Annotated in this window: 17 protein-coding genes and 1 pseudogene; 11 read left to right on the forward strand and 7 right to left on the reverse strand. The window is 60.4% G+C overall.

All coding sequences use genetic code 11. The annotated features are described in order from the left end of the window. The first annotated feature begins 4 nt into the window (after positions 1 to 4). The 3 genes from Q1A06_RS04595 (at position 5) to Q1A06_RS04605 (ending at position 2,624) form a co-directional block, all read left to right on the forward strand. Positions 5 to 889 (forward strand): PfkB family carbohydrate kinase, encoded by an 885-nt coding sequence (locus tag Q1A06_RS04595; RefSeq protein ID WP_299559232.1) that lies wholly within the window; start codon positions 5 to 7, stop codon positions 887 to 889. Next, positions 886 to 1,791, forward strand: a complete 906-nt coding sequence (locus tag Q1A06_RS04600; protein WP_299559234.1) for a pseudouridine-5'-phosphate glycosidase — start codon at positions 886 to 888, stop codon at positions 1,789 to 1,791. The genes Q1A06_RS04595 and Q1A06_RS04600 overlap by 4 nt, the downstream gene beginning before the upstream one ends. Before the next feature lie 92 nt (positions 1,792 to 1,883). After that, on the forward strand, positions 1,884 to 2,624 hold the full coding sequence (locus Q1A06_RS04605) for a DUF502 domain-containing protein (RefSeq protein ID WP_299559236.1): 741 nt from the start codon (positions 1,884 to 1,886) through the stop codon (positions 2,622 to 2,624). A 4-nt stretch (positions 2,625 to 2,628) separates the two neighbouring features. Here Q1A06_RS04605 and Q1A06_RS04610 read toward each other — a convergent pair whose 3' ends face one another. Then, on the reverse strand, positions 2,629 to 3,663 hold the full coding sequence (locus Q1A06_RS04610) for a patatin-like phospholipase family protein (RefSeq protein ID WP_299559238.1): 1,035 nt from the start codon (positions 3,661 to 3,663) through the stop codon (positions 2,629 to 2,631). A 156-nt stretch (positions 3,664 to 3,819) separates the two neighbouring features. Here Q1A06_RS04610 and Q1A06_RS04615 point away from each other — a divergent pair, with 156 nt between their 5' ends. Further along, the gene (locus Q1A06_RS04615) at positions 3,820 to 5,454 is read left to right on the forward strand and encodes an NAD(P)-binding domain-containing protein (protein ID WP_299559240.1); all 1,635 of its coding nucleotides are present in this window, start codon (positions 3,820 to 3,822) and stop codon (positions 5,452 to 5,454) included. A 40-nt stretch (positions 5,455 to 5,494) separates the two neighbouring features. On the opposite strand, the gene Q1A06_RS04620 is transcribed toward Q1A06_RS04615, so the two are convergent. Beyond that, a complete protein-coding gene (locus Q1A06_RS04620; protein WP_299559242.1) occupies positions 5,495 to 6,280 on the reverse strand; it encodes a 3-hydroxybutyrate dehydrogenase in 786 nt (261 codons plus the stop codon). Positions 6,281 to 6,686: 406 nt separating this feature from the next. Between Q1A06_RS04620 and Q1A06_RS04625 the strand changes: the two genes are divergently transcribed. After that, complete coding sequence (locus Q1A06_RS04625; RefSeq protein ID WP_299560503.1) at positions 6,687 to 8,405, forward strand: extracellular solute-binding protein; 1,719 nt, start codon at positions 6,687 to 6,689, stop codon at positions 8,403 to 8,405. A gap of 22 nt (positions 8,406 to 8,427) precedes the next feature. Here Q1A06_RS04625 and Q1A06_RS04630 read toward each other — a convergent pair whose 3' ends face one another. Further along, entirely contained in the window at positions 8,428 to 9,051 is a 624-nt protein-coding gene (locus Q1A06_RS04630; protein ID WP_299559244.1) for an XRE family transcriptional regulator, read from the reverse strand. A gap of 66 nt (positions 9,052 to 9,117) precedes the next feature. On the opposite strand from Q1A06_RS04630, the gene Q1A06_RS04635 reads away from it, so the two are divergent. The 4 genes from Q1A06_RS04635 (at position 9,118) to Q1A06_RS04650 (ending at position 13,338) form a co-directional block, all read left to right on the forward strand. Continuing rightward, positions 9,118 to 10,632 carry a class I adenylate-forming enzyme family protein gene (locus Q1A06_RS04635; RefSeq protein ID WP_299559246.1) on the forward strand — a complete coding sequence of 505 codons (1,515 nt, stop codon included), beginning with the start codon at positions 9,118 to 9,120 and terminating at the stop codon, positions 10,630 to 10,632. Then, on the forward strand, positions 10,629 to 11,267 hold the full coding sequence (locus tag Q1A06_RS04640; RefSeq protein WP_299559248.1) for a DsbA family oxidoreductase: 639 nt from the start codon (positions 10,629 to 10,631) through the stop codon (positions 11,265 to 11,267). The genes Q1A06_RS04635 and Q1A06_RS04640 overlap by 4 nt, the downstream gene beginning before the upstream one ends. A gap of 308 nt (positions 11,268 to 11,575) precedes the next feature. Continuing rightward, on the forward strand, positions 11,576 to 12,007 hold the full coding sequence (locus Q1A06_RS04645; protein ID WP_299559250.1) for an adenylyltransferase/cytidyltransferase family protein: 432 nt from the start codon (positions 11,576 to 11,578) through the stop codon (positions 12,005 to 12,007). 131 nt (positions 12,008 to 12,138) lie between these two features. Continuing rightward, positions 12,139 to 13,338, forward strand: coding sequence for an MFS transporter (locus Q1A06_RS04650; protein WP_299559252.1), 1,200 nt, complete (start codon positions 12,139 to 12,141; stop codon positions 13,336 to 13,338). Here Q1A06_RS04650 and mfd read toward each other — a convergent pair. Both mfd and Q1A06_RS04660 read right to left on the reverse strand, forming a co-directional pair. Then, positions 13,335 to 16,799, reverse strand: coding sequence for a transcription-repair coupling factor (mfd, locus tag Q1A06_RS04655; RefSeq protein WP_299559255.1), 3,465 nt, complete (start codon positions 16,797 to 16,799; stop codon positions 13,335 to 13,337). The two genes, Q1A06_RS04650 and mfd, sit on opposite strands and share 4 nt — an antisense overlap. A gap of 32 nt (positions 16,800 to 16,831) precedes the next feature. Next, a complete protein-coding gene (locus Q1A06_RS04660) occupies positions 16,832 to 17,359 on the reverse strand; it encodes a component of SufBCD complex (protein WP_299559258.1) in 528 nt (175 codons plus the stop codon). A 119-nt stretch (positions 17,360 to 17,478) separates the two neighbouring features. Between Q1A06_RS04660 and hemB the strand changes: the two genes are divergently transcribed. After that, positions 17,479 to 18,477 (forward strand): porphobilinogen synthase, encoded by a 999-nt coding sequence (gene hemB / locus Q1A06_RS04665; protein WP_299559261.1) that lies wholly within the window; start codon positions 17,479 to 17,481, stop codon positions 18,475 to 18,477. A gap of 3 nt (positions 18,478 to 18,480) precedes the next feature. Here hemB and Q1A06_RS04670 read toward each other — a convergent pair whose 3' ends face one another. Further along, complete coding sequence (locus tag Q1A06_RS04670) at positions 18,481 to 19,614, reverse strand: hypothetical protein (protein ID WP_299559264.1); 1,134 nt, start codon at positions 19,612 to 19,614, stop codon at positions 18,481 to 18,483. 378 nt (positions 19,615 to 19,992) lie between these two features. Between Q1A06_RS04670 and Q1A06_RS04675 the strand changes: the two genes are divergently transcribed. Next, positions 19,993 to 20,559, forward strand: coding sequence for a YSC84-related protein (locus Q1A06_RS04675; protein ID WP_299559267.1), 567 nt, complete (start codon positions 19,993 to 19,995; stop codon positions 20,557 to 20,559). A gap of 70 nt (positions 20,560 to 20,629) precedes the next feature. On the opposite strand, the pseudogene Q1A06_RS04680 reads toward Q1A06_RS04675, so the two are convergent. Continuing rightward, positions 20,630 to 21,520: pseudogene (locus Q1A06_RS04680) on the reverse strand (NAD(P)-dependent oxidoreductase); the annotation flags it as partial. Positions 21,521 to 21,533: the final 13 nt, after the last annotated feature.

The raw sequence follows: 21,533 nt of genomic DNA on the forward strand, positions 1-21,533 counted from the left end.
GGGCATGACACACACACCTGACATTCTGTGCATCGGATCTGTCCTTTGGGACGTGATCGGTCGGTGCGACACCCCGATGCGCCAAGGCTCAGATATGCCCGGTCGTATTACCCGCCTGCCCGGTGGTGTCGCGCTGAACATCGCGATGGCGCTGAAACGGTTCGGGTTGAATCCGGCACTGCTCAGCGCCGTCGGCCGGGATGTTGAAGGCGACGATTTGGTCAAGGCCTGCGAGGCGCGTGGTTTGCGGACCGATCTGATTTACCGCTCCGAAGACCTTCCGACAGACCAGTACATGGCCGTCGAGGGCAGTAATGGGCTGATCGCGGCGATTGCCGACGCGCATTCACTCGAAGCGGCCGGCGACAAGATCCTGCGCCCCTTGGAAGAGGGCGCGCTGGCGCACCCCTTCCCAGGCGCCGTGGCATTGGACGGAAATCTGACAGTGGACTTGCTTTCGGTGATGGCGCGCAGCCCATTGCTCGAACACGCGGATCTGCGTGTGGCGCCTGCCTCGCCCGGCAAGGCGCTGCGGCTGGGGCCGTTTTTGCAGGCAGGCCGCGGCACGCTTTACGTCAATCTCGAAGAAGCGGGCCTGTTGTGCCAAACCGGGTTCGACCGCTCTGACGTGGCGGCACAGGCTTTGCTTGCGCGCGGTGCCCGGCGCGCAGTGGTCACAGACGGCGGCAATCCAGCAACGGCGGCGGACCACGACAGCCTGTGCGTCCAACAGCCGCCTGCCGTATCCGTGACCCGCGTCACTGGCGCGGGTGACACCTTCATGGCGGCCCATGTTGCTGCGGAGGTGCGCGGTCTGACCCGCGATGCCGCGCTGCGCGAAGCCTTGGAAGCCGCCGCCCTGTATGTCTCCGGAGAAACGAAAATATGACACTTCCCTTGAAATATTCCGCCGAGGTCGCGCACGCCCGCAGCGTGGGCGGCGCGCTTGTTGCGTTGGAAAGCACGATCATCACCCACGGTATGCCACATCCCCAGAACATAGAGGTTGCGCGCACCGTGGAGGCGGATATCCGTGATGCAGGCGCCGTTCCTGCGACCATCGCAGTTATTGAAGGTGCGCTGCACATCGGGCTGGAAGACGAAGAATTGACCCGTCTGGCCCAGGCCCGCGGCGTCGAGAAATTGAGCAGGGCCGATATGGCCGCGTGTATCGCCACGGGTGGCACCGGTGCGACCACGGTCGCCGCAACAATGATCGCCGCACGGCTGGCCGGCATTCATGTCTTTGCGACGGGAGGCATCGGCGGGGTGCACAAGGGGGCCGAAAACAGTTTCGACATCTCCGCCGATCTCATGGAGCTGGCGCAGACCCCGGTGACAGTGGTGGCGGCGGGCGCCAAGGCGATACTGGACGTCGCCAAAACCCTCGAAGTATTGGAAACGCAAGGTGTTCCTGTCATTGCTTTCGGTCAGGATGCCTTTCCCGCCTTCTGGTCGCGTGGGTCAAGATTGAAGGCACCGCTGCGCATGGACGACCCCGCCCGAATTGCCGCCGCGCACCGGACGCGGGCCCTGCTGAACCTGCCCGGTGGTCAGCTTGTCGCGAATCCGATCCCTTCGGAAGCCGAGATTCCGGCACACGAGATGGGCCCGATCATCGCGACAGCACAGACAGATTCGCTGCGCGCCGGTATCTCCGGCAAAGACGTGACACCCTATCTTCTACAGCGAATCTTCGAATTGACCGATGGACGATCGCTCGACGCGAACATCGCACTGGTGCGCAACAATGCGGCGTTGGCGGCACGAATTGCGTTGGAACTCGTCTGATTATAGCTCCTGCGGCGGCTCAGGCCATTGTGACCGCACATGCCAACGCTTAGCTATAGTAGCAGTCTTAATTGGTCGGATTTTACCCAGACATGAACACGCCATTTGATCCCGACCCCCTCACGCCGCCCAAACGCGGCCTGATCGGCAGGCTGCGCGCGAGCTTTCTGACCGGTCTCGTGGTCATCGCGCCTGTCGGGCTGACGATGTGGCTGATCTGGACCGTCGTGGGCTGGATCGATGGTTTCGTGCTGCCGTTGGTGCCGCGCGGGTATCACCCCGACCGGCTCATACAGGATTACTTTGGCCTCGATCCCGAGATGCAGATCAACGTGCGCGGCGTCGGGTTGATCATCTTCTTGCTGTTCACAATTGCGGTGGGATGGCTTGCCAAGGGTATTATCGGCCGTTCTCTCATCCGCTTTGCCGAAAGCCTTGTTGAACGTACGCCCGTGGTGCGGTCGATCTATTCCGGCATCAAACAGATATCGGAGACGATTTTTGCACAGTCAGATCGCAGTTTCGAAAAGGCCTGCCTGATCCAGTATCCACGCCCCGGTGTGTGGGCCATCGGCTTTGTGTCGACAGCGGCCAAAGGCGAGATCGCACAGAAATCGGACCCGTCCGGCGAAGTACTGTCGATCTTCGTGCCGACCACGCCGAACCCCACGTCCGGCTTTCTGCTGTTCCTGCCGGCGCGCGACGTGATCGAATTGGACATGACCGTCGAGGACACCGCAAAACTGGTGATCTCGGCGGGGCTCGTCTATCCCAACGCCCGAGAAATGGAAGACGGCAAACCGCCGATCGCGGACCTGCGGGACCGAAGCTGATCGTTCAGTCGAACATGGCGCGCAGATCGACGCTGCTTTGCTTGCCGATCTTGTCAACATCGTTGCGCAGAAATATTTCCGCGGCGGTTCGGCCGGATTCCTTCAACGCGGAAATGACGGCGATGTTGGGGATCATCTTTGTTGCTGCGGACAGCTGTTCCATCAATGCATCGTCGGCAATCATGTGGATACGCACGCGGCTCATCCGATCAGAGGACAGCGTGCCTTCGTCGATCAGGCGTTGTACGAAATCAATGGCGCGCAGTTCGCGCAGAAGGCTTGAGTTGAAGCTGATCTCGTTGACCCGGTTCTGGATCTGCTGTGGTGTGGTCGGAATGTCAGCGCGTTCCAACGGGTTGATGTTGATAATCACGATATCATCGGGCAACCCATCGGCGAAAAGTGGAAAGAGGGCCGGATTGCCGGTATAACCCCCATCCCAGAACGCTTCGGTCTGGCCGGTTGTTTCGTCGTACATCTCGACCGCCTGAAAAATCGTTGGCAGACAAGCGGACGCCATCAGAGCCTCCGGTCCAATTTCGTAGCCCTGAAAAATGCGGATCTTGCCGTTTCGCACGCGCGTCGCGCCGACGAAGAACGCAGGTGCCGTGTCTGCACAGACCCTGTCGTAGTCCAGCCTTGCCACGATATCCGAGAGAGGGTTTTTGTAGAACGGGCCGAACGAATACGGCGAGGTCGCGCGGCTGATCACATCGCTCAGGGCGAAGGGCCAGCTGTATTCGATCTGGTTGCTCAGGATGCCAACACCGAAGGGGGCAAGCCAGCTTGCCATGCGCAGATCGCTGACGCCCGCCACCTGCGACCACAGCCACTCCAGATTTTCGCGCGCGCCACTGCGCCCGTCATAGGCAAGCCCCGCCTTCAACGCGGCCCCGTTGAGCGCCCCCGCAGAGGTGCCCGACATACCGCAGATCTCTATATCAGTTTCCTCAAGAAGCCGGTCGAGTACCCCCCACGTGAACGCGCCATGCGCTCCGCCGCCCTGCAACGCAAGATTTATCTTTTTTTTCAGCGCCATCCCGGACCTCTTTCTGGTTCTGCCCATTCACACGCTGCCGGCGCAAGTGTCTTGTAAAACACGCGAGGGGTGAAAACACCCGTCAGGGTTGACACTGCGCCTGCAGCGAATGTTCTATACATTTGGTGCACCTGCAGCACATGTGAAGGAAACGCAATGAAACAAAACGATACCATACTGGACTGTTGCATCGTCGGGGCCGGTCCCGCCGGGCTTCAGGCGGCGTATCTCCTGCGCAAGCAGGGGCTGGGCGTCCGCCTGCTTGAGCGCGGTGCGGGTGTCAGCGGCTTTTTCCGCAAATTTCCACGCCATCGGAATTTCATCTCGATCAACAAGGTAAATACCGGGCTTGCGGACGCAGATGCCCGGTTGCGCTATGACTGGAACAGCCTTCTTAACGACGAGGGTCTGAGCGTCGGCGACCATACCACCCGGTATTTTCCGAAAGCGGATGTGTACGTGCGCTATCTCGAAGAGTTCGCCGAGCTTTTGGGCGATGACATTGTCCTGAACGCCGATGTGCAACGGATCTCCAAACAGGACGGGGTCTTTTGTGTCGAGGTGGCTGACGGGCACCAGTTTCATGCGCGCCATGTGGTCGTGTCCAGCGGAGTGACGCAACCGTGGCTGCCAGATGTCGAAGGCATCGAGCTGACCGAGAATTACATGGACTTCGATGCCACTTTGGAACGGTTCGACAACAAGCGGGTGTTGATTCTAGGCAAAGGCAACGCGGCCTTCGAGACCGCTCAGAAGATGATCGAACACGCCTCCGCCATCCATGTGATGAGCCCCAATCCATTGAAATTCGCCTGGAACACCCATTTTGTGGGCCATGTGCGCGCCGTGAACACGGAGTTCATCGACACCTACCAGTTGAAATCGCAGAACGCCGTAGTCGACGCCAACCCGGTACGCATCGAAAAGGACGGCGATACCTACCTCGTCCATGCGCGCATGACGGCAGCCGAAGATCACGAGATCGTGCTGCGCTACGACCATGTGATCTGCTGCACGGGGTTCCGGTGGGATCCGACGATCATCGACGAAGACATCCGCCCGGCGGTACAGCACTTCGATAAATTCCCCGTCATGACACCGCAATGGGAAGCACGCACCACGCCGAACCTGTGGTTCGCGGGAACGATCATGCAAAGCCGCGATTTCAAGAAAACGATGTCGGGCTTTGTGCATGGGTTTCGCCACAACATCGCGATGCTCGCGCATTTCATCGCGCAACGTGTCAACGGGACGCCCCTGCCCTCGACAGAGATCGACACTACAGCGGCACCGCTGGTCGACACCATCATAGACCGGATCAGCCTGTCATCGGCGATGTTCCTGCAGCCCGGGTTTCTGGGCGACGTAATCCACGTGGGCGGTGAACAGGCGGGGCGGCATTTCCGCGACCTTCCGGTACAGTGGCTGGCCGAAGCCCCTGAGATGCTGGGCGAGGACAGCCTTGTCGTGACGCTGGAGTTCGGAAATTTCGGCGCGACGCCCACACATGTCAAACGGGCGCACACCGCCCACGGGGGAGAGCCGGACCCGTTCATTCACCCGGTCATCCGCCATTACCGTGCCGGTGAACTGGCGGGCGAAGTGCATCTGTCGGATCATCTGGATGCCGATTGGCGCCGGACCGAGGACAAGGAGGACGGCGCGGGAACCGTCACCGCGATGACATTTGCCGATCTTGGTCAAACCCTGCCGATCGCAGAGGTGGTACGCGACCAGATTGCTGATTTTCTGACGGCACAGAATCTTGCCGTGCGCATGGCCGCTGAATAGGCAGACAGCCCCGCGCGACCGTCAGCGCGGGGCGAGTTATTTACAACGCGGTCCAGCCGCCATCGACGCTGACGGTGGTGCCCGTGATCTGGTCGGCAGCGGCAGAGCACAGGAATGTCGCTGTACCACCGAGTTGTTCGACAGTGGCGAAATCTTTCGACGGCTGACGCTTCAGCATGACATCGCGGATCACGCTTTCGCGGTCCATGTCGTATTCCTTCATCGTATCGGGGATCTGGCTTTCAACCAGCGGGGTCAGAACGTAGCCCGGACAAATCGCGTTGGCGGTGATCGGCTCCTCAGCGGTTTCCAGCGCCGTGGTTTTCGTCAGACCAACGATGCCGTGCTTGGCCGCGATATAGGCCGCTTTGTAGGGCGAAGCAGTCAGCCCATGGGCCGACGAGATATTGATCACCCGTCCCCACCCTGCACGCCGCATCATCGGCAATGCCGCCGCGGTGGTATGAAATGCCGAGCTGAGGTTGATCGCGATGATCGCATCCCATTTCTCGACCGGAAATTCGGGAATCGGCGCGACATGCTGGATACCTGCGTTATTGATCAGGATATCGCAGGCGCCCGCCTCTTCGATCAGCTTGCGGCATTCGGGACCTTTCGACATGTCCGCCTTGATGTAGCGCGCGGTCACGCCTGTTGCATCCGCGATCTCGGCGGCCAGCGCATGATCCGCCTCGTCGTCGGTAAACGAGTTCAGGACGATATCCGCCCCCGCCTGCGCGAGCATGCGTGCGATGCCCAGCCCAATGCCGGAATTGGATCCCGTGATGACAGCAGTCTTTCCGGTCAGATCGATGGTATAGGCCATGGCGGTGTCTCCTGGTTATGGGTATTGCGCTGGCATATCATGCCGCGCTGCAGCTTGAATGGAAATGCACAAACCCGCCGGGACGTTCCGGGAACCGGCACGAATATGCCAAACAAAAAAAACGCCCGCGCAAGGCGGGCGTCAAGTTATTGAGGCAGGTTTCATACAGGCAAGAAACCTATCGAGCAGTGACACCTTTATACGGAATTCATGCCTTGAATCCAAGCATAAAGTTTGCGCGTGCCGCTTGAGGGGGATAAGCATTTGGGTAATAAAATAAGGGCAGAGCAGGATTGTTTCTAAAATGACTTGGGATTTTTTCCAGATCGCGCGGGGCTTTGCGGCCGTTTCTTCAGTGATTCTCTCGGGTTTTTCGGCTCTCGCCGAGCCTGCGCACGGTATTTCGATGTACGGGACGCCCGCGCTCGCGCCCGATTTCGCACATTTGCCCTACGCGAATCCCGACGCGCCGCACGGTGGCAACATCGTTTTAGGCAATACGGGCGGATTCGACAGCCTCAATCCCTTCATCCGCAAAGGCACGTCCCCCTGGCAATTGGCGTTTTTCACGCACGAGACGTTGATGGGACGCTCTTGGGACGAGCCTTTCTCGCTTTATGGGTTGCTGGCCGAATCGGTCGAAACGGATGACAGCCGGTCGTGGGTCGAATTTACCCTGCGCGACGACACCGCCTTTTCCGATGGCAGCCCCCTTACAATCGAGGACGTGATTTTTTCGTACCAGTTGCTGGGCGAACAGGGACACCCCAAGTATCACACACTGATGAGCCAGATCGAAACCATCGAACGGACCGGCCCGCGCAAGGTGAAATTCACCTTCAATACATCGAACCGCGAGTTGGCTCTGCTTGTCGGTATGCGTCCAATCCTCAGCAAGGCACAATGGGAAAACCGCGATTTCGCCGATGCGCCGATACACGACGTTCCACTGGGCTCCGGCCCCTACCGGATCACCGATTACGAGGCGGGTCGTTATGTAACGCTGGAGCGGAACCGCGACTATTGGGGCGCGGATATACCGATCCGGCAAGGCACGAACAATTACGACACGATCAAGCTCGATTTCTACGGGGATGCAAACGTGCTTTTCGAGGCATTCAAAGCGGGTGAGATTTCCGCCATTCGCGAATTCAACGCCGAAAGCTGGGACAGCCAATACAATTTTCCCGCGATCGCGCGTGGCGACATCGTAAAATCGGTCATCCCACACAAGAAGCCTTCGGGCATGACGGGTTTCGTAATGAACACCCGGCGCGCGCCTTTCGACGATTGGCGGGTGCGCGACGCGCTGATCCAGGCGTTCAATTTCGAATACATCAACGACACGCTCACAGGGGGCGCGCAGCCACGCATCACCTCGTATTTCTCCAACTCGGTACTCGGCATGGTCGACGGCCCTGCGTCGGGTCGGGTGGCAGAGTTGCTGTTGCCTTATCAGGACACACTGCCGGCCGGCACCATCGAAGGCTACAGCCTGCCGGTCTCGGATGGCTCTGCGCGCAACCGCGCCGGAATCCGGGCAGCGACAGCACAGCTTGAGGCGGCGGGTTACAACGTGACCGATGGCCTGCTACGCCGGAGCGATGGCACCCCGCTGGGATTCAGCATCCTGTTGGCGAAGGGCAGCCGCGAAAACATCGCCATCGCCGAGCTCTACGTCCAGGCGCTCGAGCGGTTGGGGATCACCGCCACTGTCGAAACGGTCGACGACGCCCAGTTTTTTGCCCGCACCAACGACTTCGATTTCGACATGACGATATTCAGACGCGCGCTGTCCCTCAGCCCCGGTAATGAACAGCGATTCTATTGGGGCGCCGACGCGGCGGACCAGCCCGGTTCACGCAACCTGATGGGTGCGCGCAACCCGGCCATAGATGCGATGATCGACGCGATGCTCGACGCGCGCGACAGCACCGATTTCATCGCCGCCACCCGCGCGCTCGACAGAGTGTTGACAGCGGGACGCTTCGTCATCCCGTTCTGGTCCTATACCGAAGGGCGTATCGCGCATGTGCGGCAGATGAAGTACCCCAAGACACTACCGATTTACGGCGACGGGTCGGAGTGGATGCCGGAAGTCTGGTGGTGGGACGAAAGTCCCTGATCCCGCACGCGGCGTTCGCGTTTCAGACCAGTGACGTCACCCAGAGAATGGTCGCATCGTCGGAACTGACCGAAATCACATTGTGCCCCATCGCTGCGTCGTAATACGCGCTGTCGCCGCGCCGCATCTCGATCGGCTCGTAGAACTCGGTGAAAAGCTGGATCACACCTGTCAGCACGAAAAGAAATTCCTCCCCGTCGTGGCGCACCCAACCATCGAATTCTTCCATGCTGCGCGCCCGCACGCGCGCGCGGTACGGCAGCATGTTCTTCTTGCGCAGGCTGTCTGCCAACAATTCGTGTTCGTAGGTTGTCGTCGCCTGCGCGGTGCCCTCGCCGGATCTGGTCACCGCCATGCGCCCGTTGATCTGGCCCGCTGCCGGTGGCGTGAACAGCTGCGGTACCGATATCTCAAGGCCGACCGCCAGCTTTTTGAGCGCGTCATAGGTCGGTGACATTTGCGCATTCTCGATCTTGGACAAGGTAGATCGGGCCAACCCCGCCTGTGTCGCCGCCTGCTCCAGCGTCCAACCGCGCGCCTTGCGCAGTTCGCGCACCCGGGCGCCCAGATCCACGGGCGGCACGGTCTGCGCGGCACCGTCTTCGCGGGCGATCTGGATCATGGATTTGGCAGCATCTGATGTCATGCAAATCTCTATACGGTCAAGCCATGCGCCTTGCAACGCCGCACGCGGCGCGGTAGCGATCGTGCCATGCTATCTGTATTCGATCTCGGCGCAGCGCGCCCTTGCCCCGCTCCCTTCAACATGGCCGCCCATGTCCTGTCGCGTGGCCTGGAAACACCCGACAAGATTGCCCTGCGTATCCTCGGCCCCGAAAGCAGCGAGGACTGGCGTCACAGCGAAATCCTCCAGGCCGTTCTTGGCACTGCGACGGGTCTGTTGGCGGGCGGCTGCGTCCCCGGCGACCGCGTGCTCATGCGTCTGGGCAACACGGTCGATTTTCCGCTGGCCTATCTCGGTGCGCTTGCCGCTGGTCTGGTGCCGGTACCGACGTCCACGGCGCTGACGGTTGGCGAAGTCGCGCCGATGATCGAAACGCTGAACCCGGCCCTGATCCTGCGCGATGCACAGGTCGCCTGTCCCGATCATCCGCGCACAGTATTGCTGGAGGATCTGCGCGCGATGCGCAGCCTGCCGCCCGCAGAGTTCCATATGGGCGATCCCGAGCGTCCGGGGTATATCATCTATACCTCCGGTACATCCGGCACGCCGCGCGCCGTGGTGCATGCGCATCGCGCCATCTGGGCGCGACAGATGATGTTCGATGGCTGGTACGGTCTGGGCGCGCAGGACCGGGTGTTGCACGCGGGTGCATTCAACTGGACCTACACGCTCGGCACCGGCCTGATGGACCCGTGGACAGCGGGTGCGACGGCACTGATTGCGCAGCAAGGCACGCAAGCCGCCGATCTGCCGACGCTGCTCGCGCGCTCCGAAGCGACGATTTTTGCCGCCGCTCCGGGCGTGTACAGACAGATGCTGCAAAAATCGACCTTGCGCGACCTGCCCGCCTTGCGTCATGGCCTGAGCGCCGGCGAGAAGCTGCCCGCCGCAACCCGCAAGCATTGGGAAGAAACCACAGGGACGCCGATTTTTGAGGCGTACGGCATGTCTGAGTGTTCCACCTTTATCTCCGCAAGTCCTGCGCATCCGTGCGACGGTCACGCGCTTGGCCGCCCGCAGGACGGGCGCCGGATCGCCATCGTCGGGCCGGATGGTCCGGTGCCACTGGATACCGAAGGCACCATCGCGGTGCACCGCAGCGACCCCGGCCTGATGCTCGAATACCTCGGCGCGCCTGAGGAAACCGGCGCACGCTTTCAGGGAGACTGGTTCTTGACCGGCGACCAGGGTGTGATGGATGCAGAGGGACAAGTCAGCTATCTGGGTCGGGCCGACGACATGATGAACGCAGGCGGCTTTCGCGTCTCTCCGATCGAGGTAGAACAGTGCCTGTCCCGCCTGCCCGGTATCACAGCCGTGGGCGTGGCCGAGGTCGAGATAAAGCCGGACGTAACCGTGATTGCGGCCTTCTATACCGGCCCCGCCCCACTGGACGAGGCGCGCTTGCGCGGATATGCCGAGGGCGCGCTCGCGCGGTACAAGCAGCCGCGCACATACATCCATCTGGCCGAGCTTCCCATGGGGGCCAACGGCAAAATCCTGCGCCGATCCCTGCGCCAGACCTTCGAGGCCGATCTATGACCGAAACCGTAAAACTCGATATCATGTCCGATCCGATTTGCCCGTGGTGCTATATCGGCAAGGCGCATCTTGATCGGGCGCTGGCCCAACACCCTGACCATCCGTTCTTGATCGAATGGCATCCGTTTCAGCTCAACCCCGACATGCCAAAGGCCGGGATGGACAGGCGCGCCTACCTCGAAGCGAAATTCGGCGGCAAGGAAGGCGCAGTCAAAGCCTACGCGCCCGTGGTCGAGCACGCGGAAAAAGCCGGTTTGAACATCAATTTCGAAGCGATGAAGCGCACGCCCAATACGATGGACGCGCACCGTCTGATCCATTGGGCCGGCATCGAGGGACGGCAGACCGCCGCTGTCTCTGCGCTATTCAAGGCGCATTTCGTGGATGCCCGCGACATCGGTAGCGCCGAGGTTCTGGCCGATATCGCCGACGGCATCGAAATGAATGCTTCTGTGGTGGGGCGTCTGCTTGAGACGGACGCCGATCTGGACGACATAAGCGAACGCGATGCGCACAGCCGGTCGATGGGCATATCATCGGTCCCGACCTTTATCGTCGGCGGGCGTCATGCGGTACCGGGTGCACAGCCGCCCGAGCTTTGGGCGCAGGTCATCGCGGAGATGGCGCAGGAATAACGACCTGTTGTTGCAGTTTCGCCGCATTATATTCACATCGGCGCATTTCAGGCTTTGCGGATCGGCCAAGCTGGCATAGGATTCCTCTCAAGGGGCAAAAAGCCTCGGCAAAAAAACGATACCTATTGAGCGGGTGTACAGGCAGTGAACGGTGTTTTGCGCGCGGCAGGCGCGTTTCATTCACATTTTTGCGAAATGCAGGCGCTACGTGGTTGCACGGGTGCGCTGACTTCGCGGGTTTACCGCATTTCGTGCGTTGATGCGCCCCGGCCGCGACAGGCATCGTTTGACAACGAAAGGTGTGTCTGATGCTTACTCCTATGCCCGCACGCGTGGTACTGACCTATGGTGCGTTCGATCTGTTCCATCAGGGCCATGTGCGATTGTTGCACCGGCTGTCGACGATGGGCACGGAGCTGATCGTCGGTTGCTCGACCGATGCCTATAACGCGGAAATGGGCGTACCCTCTGTCATGCCCTACGCGCAGCGTCGCCTGTTGCTGGAAAGCTGTCGCTTTGTCGACCGCGTGATCGCAGAGCAGGACCATGACCAGAAATACACCGATATCGTCAATTACAACGTTTCGGTCTTTGCGATGGGCGATGACTGGACCGGGCAATTCGATCATCTCGAAGATGTCGCCCAGGTCGTCTATATTCCACGGGGGCGGATCATCGGCGCGCGCGAACCGCTTAATCGCGTGCCGCAGCAGATGCAGCGGCTTGCGGTAGGGTTTTGATCCGTCAATGAAATTGACCTTTGATATTGTCGCGGCTCGGAGGGCGGAGTAACACATTCAAGTTCGGTATGATCACCGGCCTTCCCGCCTGAATCGGAGATTTTTTGGCCCTCGCCCCTGACACGTTCCGCATGAGCCGTACCGAATTCGTGGCGCTCATAGCAATGATGTTTGCATCTATCGCGTTCTCCATAGACGCGATGCTGCCTGCCCTGCCGGACATCGCACTTGAACTTTCGCCCGATGCGCCCGAAAAGGTACCGCTTATCCTAAGCACCTTTCTGCTTGGCATGGGCATCGGGACGTTTTTTACCGGTCCTTTGTCGGACGCGTTCGGTCGCAAACCGGTCATCTTCGCCGGTGCCGTCCTATATATCCTCGCGGCAGCCGTCGCGTGGATCAGTCTTTCGCTAGAAGTGATGCTGGCGGCACGCTTGGTGCAAGGATTGGGGGCCGCCGGCCCGAGGATCGTGGCCATGGCAGTGATCCGGGATCGTTTTTCGGGGCGCCAAATGGCAAAGATCGCGTCGATCGTCATGGTGATCTTTACGCTGGTGCCGGCGGTAGCCCCCATATTGGGTGTCGTAATCATCGCACAGACCGGCTGGCGCGGCATCTTCGTGGCATTCATGGTATTTGCCATTACGTTCACGACATGGATGGCGGTGCGATTGCCCGAAACCCTTCCGGTACAGAACCGCCGCCCCCTGCGGTTGCGGCTCATGGGCGGTGCGATGTCGGAAATGATGATGCATCCGGTCGTCCGCCTTTCAATCTTCGTCCAGACTTTGACGATGTCGATGCTGTTCCTGACGTTGATGCTGGTGCAGCCGATCTATGATCTGGTGTATGCGCGGGGCGACGAGTTTCCCTACTGGTTCTTCGTGATTGCGTTGATTGCCGGTGTGGCCAATCTGCTCAACGCGCTGCTTGTGGTGCGGTTCGGGATGGTCCGGCTCGTGGGGTTTGCCTTGGGCGCGCAAATTGTATTGTCGGGGCTGTTCGGCCTCTTTGATCTGGGTGAGGGCGCGAACGGGTTCATGTTCTTCCTGATCTGGCAGACCTGCATTTTCTTTCAGGCCGGTCTGACCCTCGGCAATCTCAACGCCGTCGCAATGGAGCCGATGGGCCATATTGCCGGCATGGCGGCGTCTGTAGTAGGCGCAGTGGCCACCGTCGGCGCGGCGATGATATCCGCAGGGGTCGGCACGCTGATCGGCAGTGACGTGCGCGGCCTCTTCCTTGCTGCACTCGTGCTGGCACTCGGTGGCTTCATCGGCACGCTGATGATGGCGCGGGCGGCCCGCCGCATGGAGGCCGCCACAGCTTAGGCTTTCGCTTTCCGGGCGGCCTTTTCCTTGGCGATCACCTGTTCCGCAAGGTCGCGCGCAATGGCGAAAGCGCCCTTGATCTTGTCCGCATCCGTTTTCCAATCGCGGCGCACGACGATCTTGTTGTCCTTGACCTTGGCCAACCCGCGCTGGTCCTCGATGAACTTGACCAGCCCTTCGGGCGAGGCGAATTTGTCGTTGTGGAACTGGATCGTGGCGCCTTTTGGTCCGGCGTCCAGCTTGGCTATGCCAGCGCGCTTGCACATCGCCTTGATCCGGATCACCAGCATCAAGGTGTTCACCTCGCGCGGCAGGGTTCCGAAACGGTCGATCAACTCGGCGGCAAACCCTTCAAGCTCGACCTTGGTGGTCAGCTCGGACAGGCGACGATAAAGGCCCAGACGGACATCCAGATCCGGTACGAAATCTTCGGGGATCAGCACCGGCACGCCCAGGTTGATCTGCGGCGCCCATTGGCCATCGTCATCGACCACCCCTTCCAATTCCCCGGACCTGATTTTGGCGATCGCTTCTTCCAGCATGGACTGGTACAATTCAAAACCGACATCGCGCATCTGTCCGGACTGCTCTTCGCCCAGCAGATTGCCCGCGCCGCGAATATCGAGATCCTGACTGGCCAGCGTAAATCCCGCCCCCAGTGTGTCGAGACTTCCCAGAACGCGCAGACGTTTTTCGGCAAGCGGCGTCAGCCGGGCGCGCGGTTTTGTGGTCAGATAAGCGTAGGCGCGGGTTTTCGACCGGCCCACACGGCCCCGGATCTGGTAGAGTTGCGCAAGGCCGAACATGTCGGCCCGGTGTACGATCATCGTATTGGCCGTCGGGATATCAAGACCGGATTCAACAATCGTGGTCGCCAGCAAGATATCGAATTTGCCGTCGTAAAAGGCGTTCATGCGGTCGTCCAGCTCGCCCGCCGCCATCTGCCCATTCGCCACGACATAGCTCAATTCCGGCAACTGGTCCTTCAGAAAGGCTTCGATCTCTGGCAGGTCGCTGATACGCGGCACGACATAAAAAGACTGACCGCCGCGATAATGTTCTCGCAGCAGTGCCTCGCGGATGGTGATCGCGTCGAATTCAGAGATATAGGTCCGGATCGCCAGCCGGTCGACCGGCGGCGTGCCGATAATCGACAGATCGCGCACCCCGGTCAAAGACAGCTGCAAGGTGCGCGGGATCGGTGTCGCGGTGAGGGTCAGGACGTGTATGTCCGTCCGCATCGCCTTGAGACGTTCCTTGTGGCTGACCCCGAAATGCTGCTCTTCGTCGATCACCAGCAGGCCAAGGTTCTTGAACTTGATGGACTTCGCGAGCAATGCGTGGGTGCCGATAACAATATCCACAGTGCCCTTGGTGATCCCGTCCCGCGTCAGGTTGGCGTCTTTCTGTGATACGAACCGGCTTAGCTGACGCACCTCGATAGGAAAGCCGCGAAAGCGTTCGGCAAAGCTCTTGTAGTGCTGTCTTGCGAGCAATGTCGTAGGCGCGATCACCGCGACCTGCACGCCCGACATTGCCGCGACGAACGCCGCGCGCATTGCGACTTCTGTTTTGCCGAAACCGACGTCGCCACAGATCAGTCGGTCCATCGGGTTTCCGGACGTCAGATCGTCGATCACGTCGCCGATGGCGCGCAATTGGTCATCCGTTTCCTGATAGGGAAAGCGGGCGGAAAACGCGTCCCACATACCCGGCGGCGGCTCCAGCACCGGCGCGCGGCGCAGCGCACGTTCCGCCGCGATCCGGATCAGCCTGTCCGCCATTTCGCGGATGCGCTCCTTGAGCTTGGCTTTCTTCGACTGCCAAGCTCCGCCGCCCAACTTGTCGAGCAACCCTTCCTCGTGGCCGTATTTGCTCAGCAGTTCGATGTTCTCGACCGGTAGATACAGCTTTGCCGCCTCGGCGTATTCGAGAACCAGACATTCATGCGCGGCACCAAGGGCCGTGACCACCTCCATACCACGATACCGCCCGATACCGTGGTCCACATGCACCACCAGATCACCTGGAGTCAGGCTTTGAACTTCGCTGAGGAAATTCTCGGCCCGTCGCTTGCGTTTGGGTCTCCGGATCAACCGGTCGCCAAGGACGTCCTGTTCTGAGATCACGGTAAGATCCGGCGTCTCGAAACCGTGCTCCAATCCCCAGACGGCCATGTGGAGGCCGCGCCTGCCGATGCGGGTGGCGTTGGGTATCGGGATCGCCTCGGCCAGTCCTTCGTCCTCAATCAGACCTGTCAACCGCTCACGGGCGCCTTTGGAATAGCTTGCTATGACAACCGGACCGACTTCAAGTTTTCGTTTAACGTGATCTGCCAATGCACCGAAAAGGCTCAGTGATTCCTGCTGTCTCTCCGGTGAAAAGTTGCGCCCGATGCGGCCCTGCGCGTCCAGAACGCTTGGTCCGGTCGGTTGCGGCAGCGCGCGCAGGTCGATCACACGCCTGCCCTCGATGGCGTCCTCCCACGCGGTGTCGTCAAGGTACAGGCCCCGCGCCGGGGCCGGTTTGTACACGCTGTCCATTTTCGACCGGTTCGACATCGCGATCTTGCGCGTCTCGTATTGGTCGGCCACGCTATCCCACCGCGCCAGCCGCATCGGGGTCAGCGCATCGTCCAGCATGATCGTTCCATCGGGCAGATAATCGAATATGGTTTCGAGATTTGCGTGAAAGAATGCCAGCCAGTGCTCGGCGCCCTGATGCTTGCGACCCGCGCTGATCGCCTCGTACAGCGGATCGTCCGTACCTGCGGCACCGAATTCGATACGGTAGTTCTGGCGAAACCGTGTGATCGCCGCGTCTTCAAGGATCACTTCGCTGACCGGGGCAAGCTCGATCACCTCAAGTTTTTCGGTGGTGCGCTGGGTCGCAGGATCAAACCGCCGCGCACCATCCAGAACATCGCCGAACAGATCAAGCCGTACCGGCCCCAGATCGCCGGGCGGGTAGATGTCGATGATGCCGCCGCGCACGGCGTAGTCACCCGGCTCCATAACCGTGGGGCTTTGCGAGAACCCCATCCGCACGAGGAACGCGCGCAGCCCCTTTTCGTCGATCCGGTCACCGACCCGCGCGCTGAACGCTGCGTCGCGCAGGGTCCCGCGCGCCGGAATGCGCTGTGTGGCCGCACCCATCGTTGTCAGCAGCACGAACCGCTTCGGCATTGTATGGACAAGCGCCGCGAGCGTCGCCATCCGCTGCGCCGAGATATCGGCGTTTGGCGACACCCGGTCATAGGGCAGGCAATCCCAGCTGGGGAAAACGACGACGGGCATGTCGGGCGCGAAGAACCGCAACGCCACACGCATCGCCTCCATCCGCTTGTCGTCGCGGGCGACATGCAGCACGGGACCGGCAGATTTTTCGATCTCCGCCAGCAGCAGCTTGGCATCAAACCCCTCAGGGGCGCCGGACATCACGATATGAGAGGACTGTTTCATGCCCGCGTCATGTGGCGCGCCGCCGTCCTGTGTCAACCGCCTAACGGTCCGACGCTGAGGTTCTGGTACATTCCCCACAGGGCTGTCACGAAAATCGCCACCATGCCGATGATCTGCGTATAGAGTCTGTGCCGTGTCAGACGTTTGCGCAACAGCTCGCCCTTTGCGTCCTCTTCCTGAATGAGGCGCGCGGTCGAAATGCTGAGCAGGCCAACCAGTGACAGCGGTATCGCCAGCAGGACCAGCGCCTGCGAGAACTCATTGCCGTACCAGAACCCGAGCAAAATCAGCATCGTCAGGAAAAAACACGCGAACCCCGAAATCCACAGGCCCGACATCTGGGCGATGAACAGAATGCGGTTGGTGTTGATCCGCACCAGATCTTCGAGATCGGTCTCGGACTGGCCGCCGTGGCGGCGGGCGCGCAGCACCATGTCAAAGGGCACGCCGAGCACATAGTGGCTGGTCGTGGACCAGACGACCGCGAGAACGATCCAGAACCAAAGGTTCGAGAACGAGCGCATGTCGATGATTTCGAAAAGAGTCTGATACCAGTCCAAAGCGATACTCTTGATCCTGTTTGGCGTGTCATAGCGGGACGCCGCGGTAATTCCTACCCTTGAGACGTGTGAAAATACATGGCACCAGTCGACAGCACCCCGAGTGAGGATTTTTTGCCATGAACCCGATCCAGGCCCCCTTTCCCGCCACCCGTCTGCGCCGCGTTCGCCAAAATGCCGGCGTCCGCGCTCTGGTGCGCGAAAACGAGCTCTCGGCCGGTGATCTTATCTGGCCGGTTTTCGTGCGCGGGGGTGACGGAATTGTCGAGGAGATACCGTCGATGCCCGGTGTGATGCGCCGGTCTGTCGACAGGATCGTGGAAGCCGCGCAGGAGGCCGCCGATCTGGGGATCGGCGCAATCTGCCTGTTTCCCTACACCGGCATCGAAGAGCGCACGGAGGATTGCGCGGGCGCGTGGGACCCCGACAACCACACAAACCGTGCGATCCGCGCGATCAAGGCGGCGGTGCCGGACATGGTCGTCATGACAGATGTGGCGCTCGATACCTACAACATCAACGGACATGACGGGTTTGTCGTCGATGGCGAGATCGTCAACGATACAACGGTCGCGGCATTGGTTCAAATGGCGCTGGAGCAGGCGCGCGCAGGCGCTGACATCATCGGTCCGTCGGACATGATGGACGGGCGCATCGGGGCGATCCGCGCCGGGTTGGAGGCGCAAGGCCACCGCAACGTGATGATCCTCAGCTATGCCGCGAAATACGCAAGCGCGTTCTACGGCCCCTTCCGCGATGCCGTGGGTGCGTCCAGCGCGCTTACCGGCGACAAGAAAACGTATCAGATGGACCCCGCCAACAGCGACGAGGCGCTGCGGCTCGTCGCGCGCGATCTGGCCGAGGGCGCGGATATGGTGATGGTCAAGCCGGGGCTCCCTTATCTCGACATTTGCCGCAGGGTCAAAGACACGTTCGGCGCGCCGACCTTCGCCTATCAGGTGTCGGGCGAATACAGCATGATCAAGGCGGCAGCGGCTACGGGCATGATCGACGAGCAGCGGGTGATGATGGAAAGCCTGATGGCGTTCAAACGCGCGGGGTGCAGTGGGATCCTGACCTATTTCGCCCCCGCCGCCGCACGTCTACTGCGCGGCTGACGTTCAGTCATTGGCAAGCGCGTCGAGATAGTCGCAAGTATCCATACAGGATTTGCGCCGAATGATCCGCGTCGAGGATAGATCGTGCAGGAAATAACCTGCGCAGGCACCTCCGACCCCAGTGGCAATACTGACAGCACCGGGAAGCGCCAGGCCGTCCGACAGCAATGTCGCGAAAAAGGCGGTGCCTGTCCCGGTCGCGCCGCAGAGCTTGCCAACATCAAAGGTCCAATCCTCTATATCTTGCTGGGCACACAGATCACACTTTTCGTAGCAGGCGGGCAAGCCGCCTGACGCATATTCGCTCACCAAGCCCAGGTTCGTGCAATTTGATCCGCCCGGCGGCCCGCTTGCGGCGGTCGGCGGGCGCGCAGCGATCGTCCGGTTCAACCGTCGCAGAGACATCGCGCGTGGCGCGCTCAGAACGGGTGCAAACCGGGCGCGTATCGCGGTCGCCTTGGTCTCGGGCGTTGCGGTCGCAGTCAGAACGCCCACCGCAAAGCTCTGTCTTTCGACATCGGTACAAATACTTTCAAGCGACATGATCTCGCACAGACGATCGGGGTCAGCCAGCGATCCGCCCACGGCCTGACCGGACATGCCAGATGATCCCGTGCTCTTAGGAGAGCCGGTCCCGTTCTGCTCATCCCAGGCGTGGAACGCCTCCGGAATGTCGTCCACACCCTCGGCCACGATCTCGTTCAAGACGTTCTGCCCGGGCCACCAGTCATAATCGTCGGTGTAAGGGGCGGTAAAGGCCAGCTCCAACCCCTCGGACAGATAGATCCCATAAGGCGATATCGCCTCGGCGTAACCTTCGGGCAGGTAGACCACCGAATTGGGGCCGTGGTGTTCGATCAGTGTATTCCCAAGATAAAGCTGAAACGCACCGTCGCCCGATGGATCGAAGTCGGCGATATAGGTGTAGTCTATGCCGTTCAGCCCGCCGGCCTTGGGAAAGATGTGTACAACCAGTTGCGGGTGATCGACGCCCTCACCCTGATAGACATCGGCACATGCAATCGTACCACATTTAAGGAAATCAAAGGGATAAACCTCTGCCAGTGCCGGCGATCCAGCGATGGCCAGACCCCAGGCGAATGGCAAAAGTGACGCGACAGTTTTTGTGTATGACATAGTGAAGCTCCGGGAATTAATGATCCAACGGCGGTCTTCTTGCGTGTGTCATTGTACATAAAAACCCGGTTCTAGAACAGCCGTGCTGATCCCGACCGTTCTGTGCGGACCGTTCAGGGTCGCCTACCGGTGAATTTTGAAGCGCGGTTTGGTGTGCACCGACAACTGGAGTCCATGCAGAGTCGGGCAACCTCAGAGCGGCTATGTCGCTGTCCGAAATGCCAAAACGCTGTGCGCGAAGCGCGCACCGGTCGGCTTCCGGGCATTTTTTCGCGCACGGTGCCAAATTCCATGACACCCCGCGACTTTCCGCCTATAGTTGCGGGCAAGCCGGACAATACCGGCGCGAGATGCAGTGCAACAAGACAGGCAAATCACATGGACAAATCTTCTCTTTCGCGCCGCGCTTTTGCGTTCGGTGCGTTGGCTGGCACCGGCGTTCTGGCGGCATGCGGCAATGGCGTCGGCAGCAGCGGCGCGAACATGATCGACGCGCGCGTGAATGCGACGCTGAACGAAATGTACCGGCTTTATCCCAACACCCAAACGCTGGCCGCGAAATCGAACGGAATGCTGGTGATGCCACTGGTGACCGAGGCGGGCCTTGGTGTCGGCGGAGCATACGGACGGGGCGCTCTGCGCGTCAACGATGTATCGGTCGATTATTATTCGGTGACCAAGGCGAGCGGCGGCTTGCAAATCGGCGCGCAGCAATACGCGCATGTCCTGTTTTTCATGACTGACGATGCGCTGATGAACTTTCGCCGCTCGCCGGGCTGGGCCGCGGGGGCGGATCTGGAATACGTGATTTCGGACAAGGGCGATAGCGTAAATGCGGAAACCACCACCGCGCTCGCGCCTGTTCTGGCGGCAGTGTTCGGCCGTGCCGGTCTGCGTCTTGGTGCGACGCTGGAAGGCACCAAATATTCCCGCATCATTCCTTGATAGGTTGAATTAAGAAATATCCGCGCAAACAAATAGTTGCGCGGATATATTCATGTACTGAATGAACGTTTCAACCCATCTTGCGCAGGCGCTGGATCAGGCTCGATGTGTCCCACCGACCGCCGCCCAGCTTTTGCACGTCCTTGTAGAATTGATCCACAAGCGCCGTGATCGGCAGGCTCGCGCCCGTCTCGTCCGCTGTATCCAGGCAAATGCCCAGATCCTTGCGCATCCAGTCCACGGCAAATCCATGTTCGAACTCATCATCGAGCATTGTCTCGTAGCGGTTCACCATCTGCCAGCTACCGGCGGCGCCTTGGCTGATAACCTCGACCACCGCGCGCCCGTCCAATCCCGCCTTCTCTGCAAAGTGCAGCGCCTCGGACAACCCCTGTACGAGGCCCGCGATGGCGATTTGGTTGCACATCTTGGTCATCTGGCCCGCACCGCTGTCGCCGATCCGGCGACAGATCTTCGAATAGACCTCCATCACCGGCAGCGCCCGGTCGAACGCGCCCCGGTCACCGCCGCACATGATCGACAGCTGGCCCTTCTCGGCTCCCGCCTGTCCACCGGAAATCGGCGCATCGACAAAGCTGACTTGCGCGTCATCGGCGGCGGCATGCAACTCGCGCGTCACGGCGGCCGAAACAGTGGTATGATCGACGAAAATGCTTCCCGACGACATGCCGCCGAACGCGCCGTCTTCACCCAGACAGACGGACCGAAGGTCATCATCGTTACCAACACAAGCCATGACAAAATCAGCGCCTTCGGCAGCTTTTCGCGGCGTCGCCGCACGGGAACCGCCATAAGTTTGCACCCAATCTTCTGCCTTCGTCGCGGTGCGGTTGTATACGGTCACATCGTGGCCTGCCTTTTGCAGATGGCCCGCCATCGGCGCCCCCATTACGCCCAGACCCAAAAACGCCAGCTTTGCCATTTGCTTTTCCTTGCTTTGATGTTGCGCTACT

Origin of the sequence: uncultured Sulfitobacter sp. (genome assembly GCF_947497275.1) — a bacterium.
In the GTDB taxonomy this organism is placed as follows: domain Bacteria; phylum Pseudomonadota; class Alphaproteobacteria; order Rhodobacterales; family Rhodobacteraceae; genus Sulfitobacter.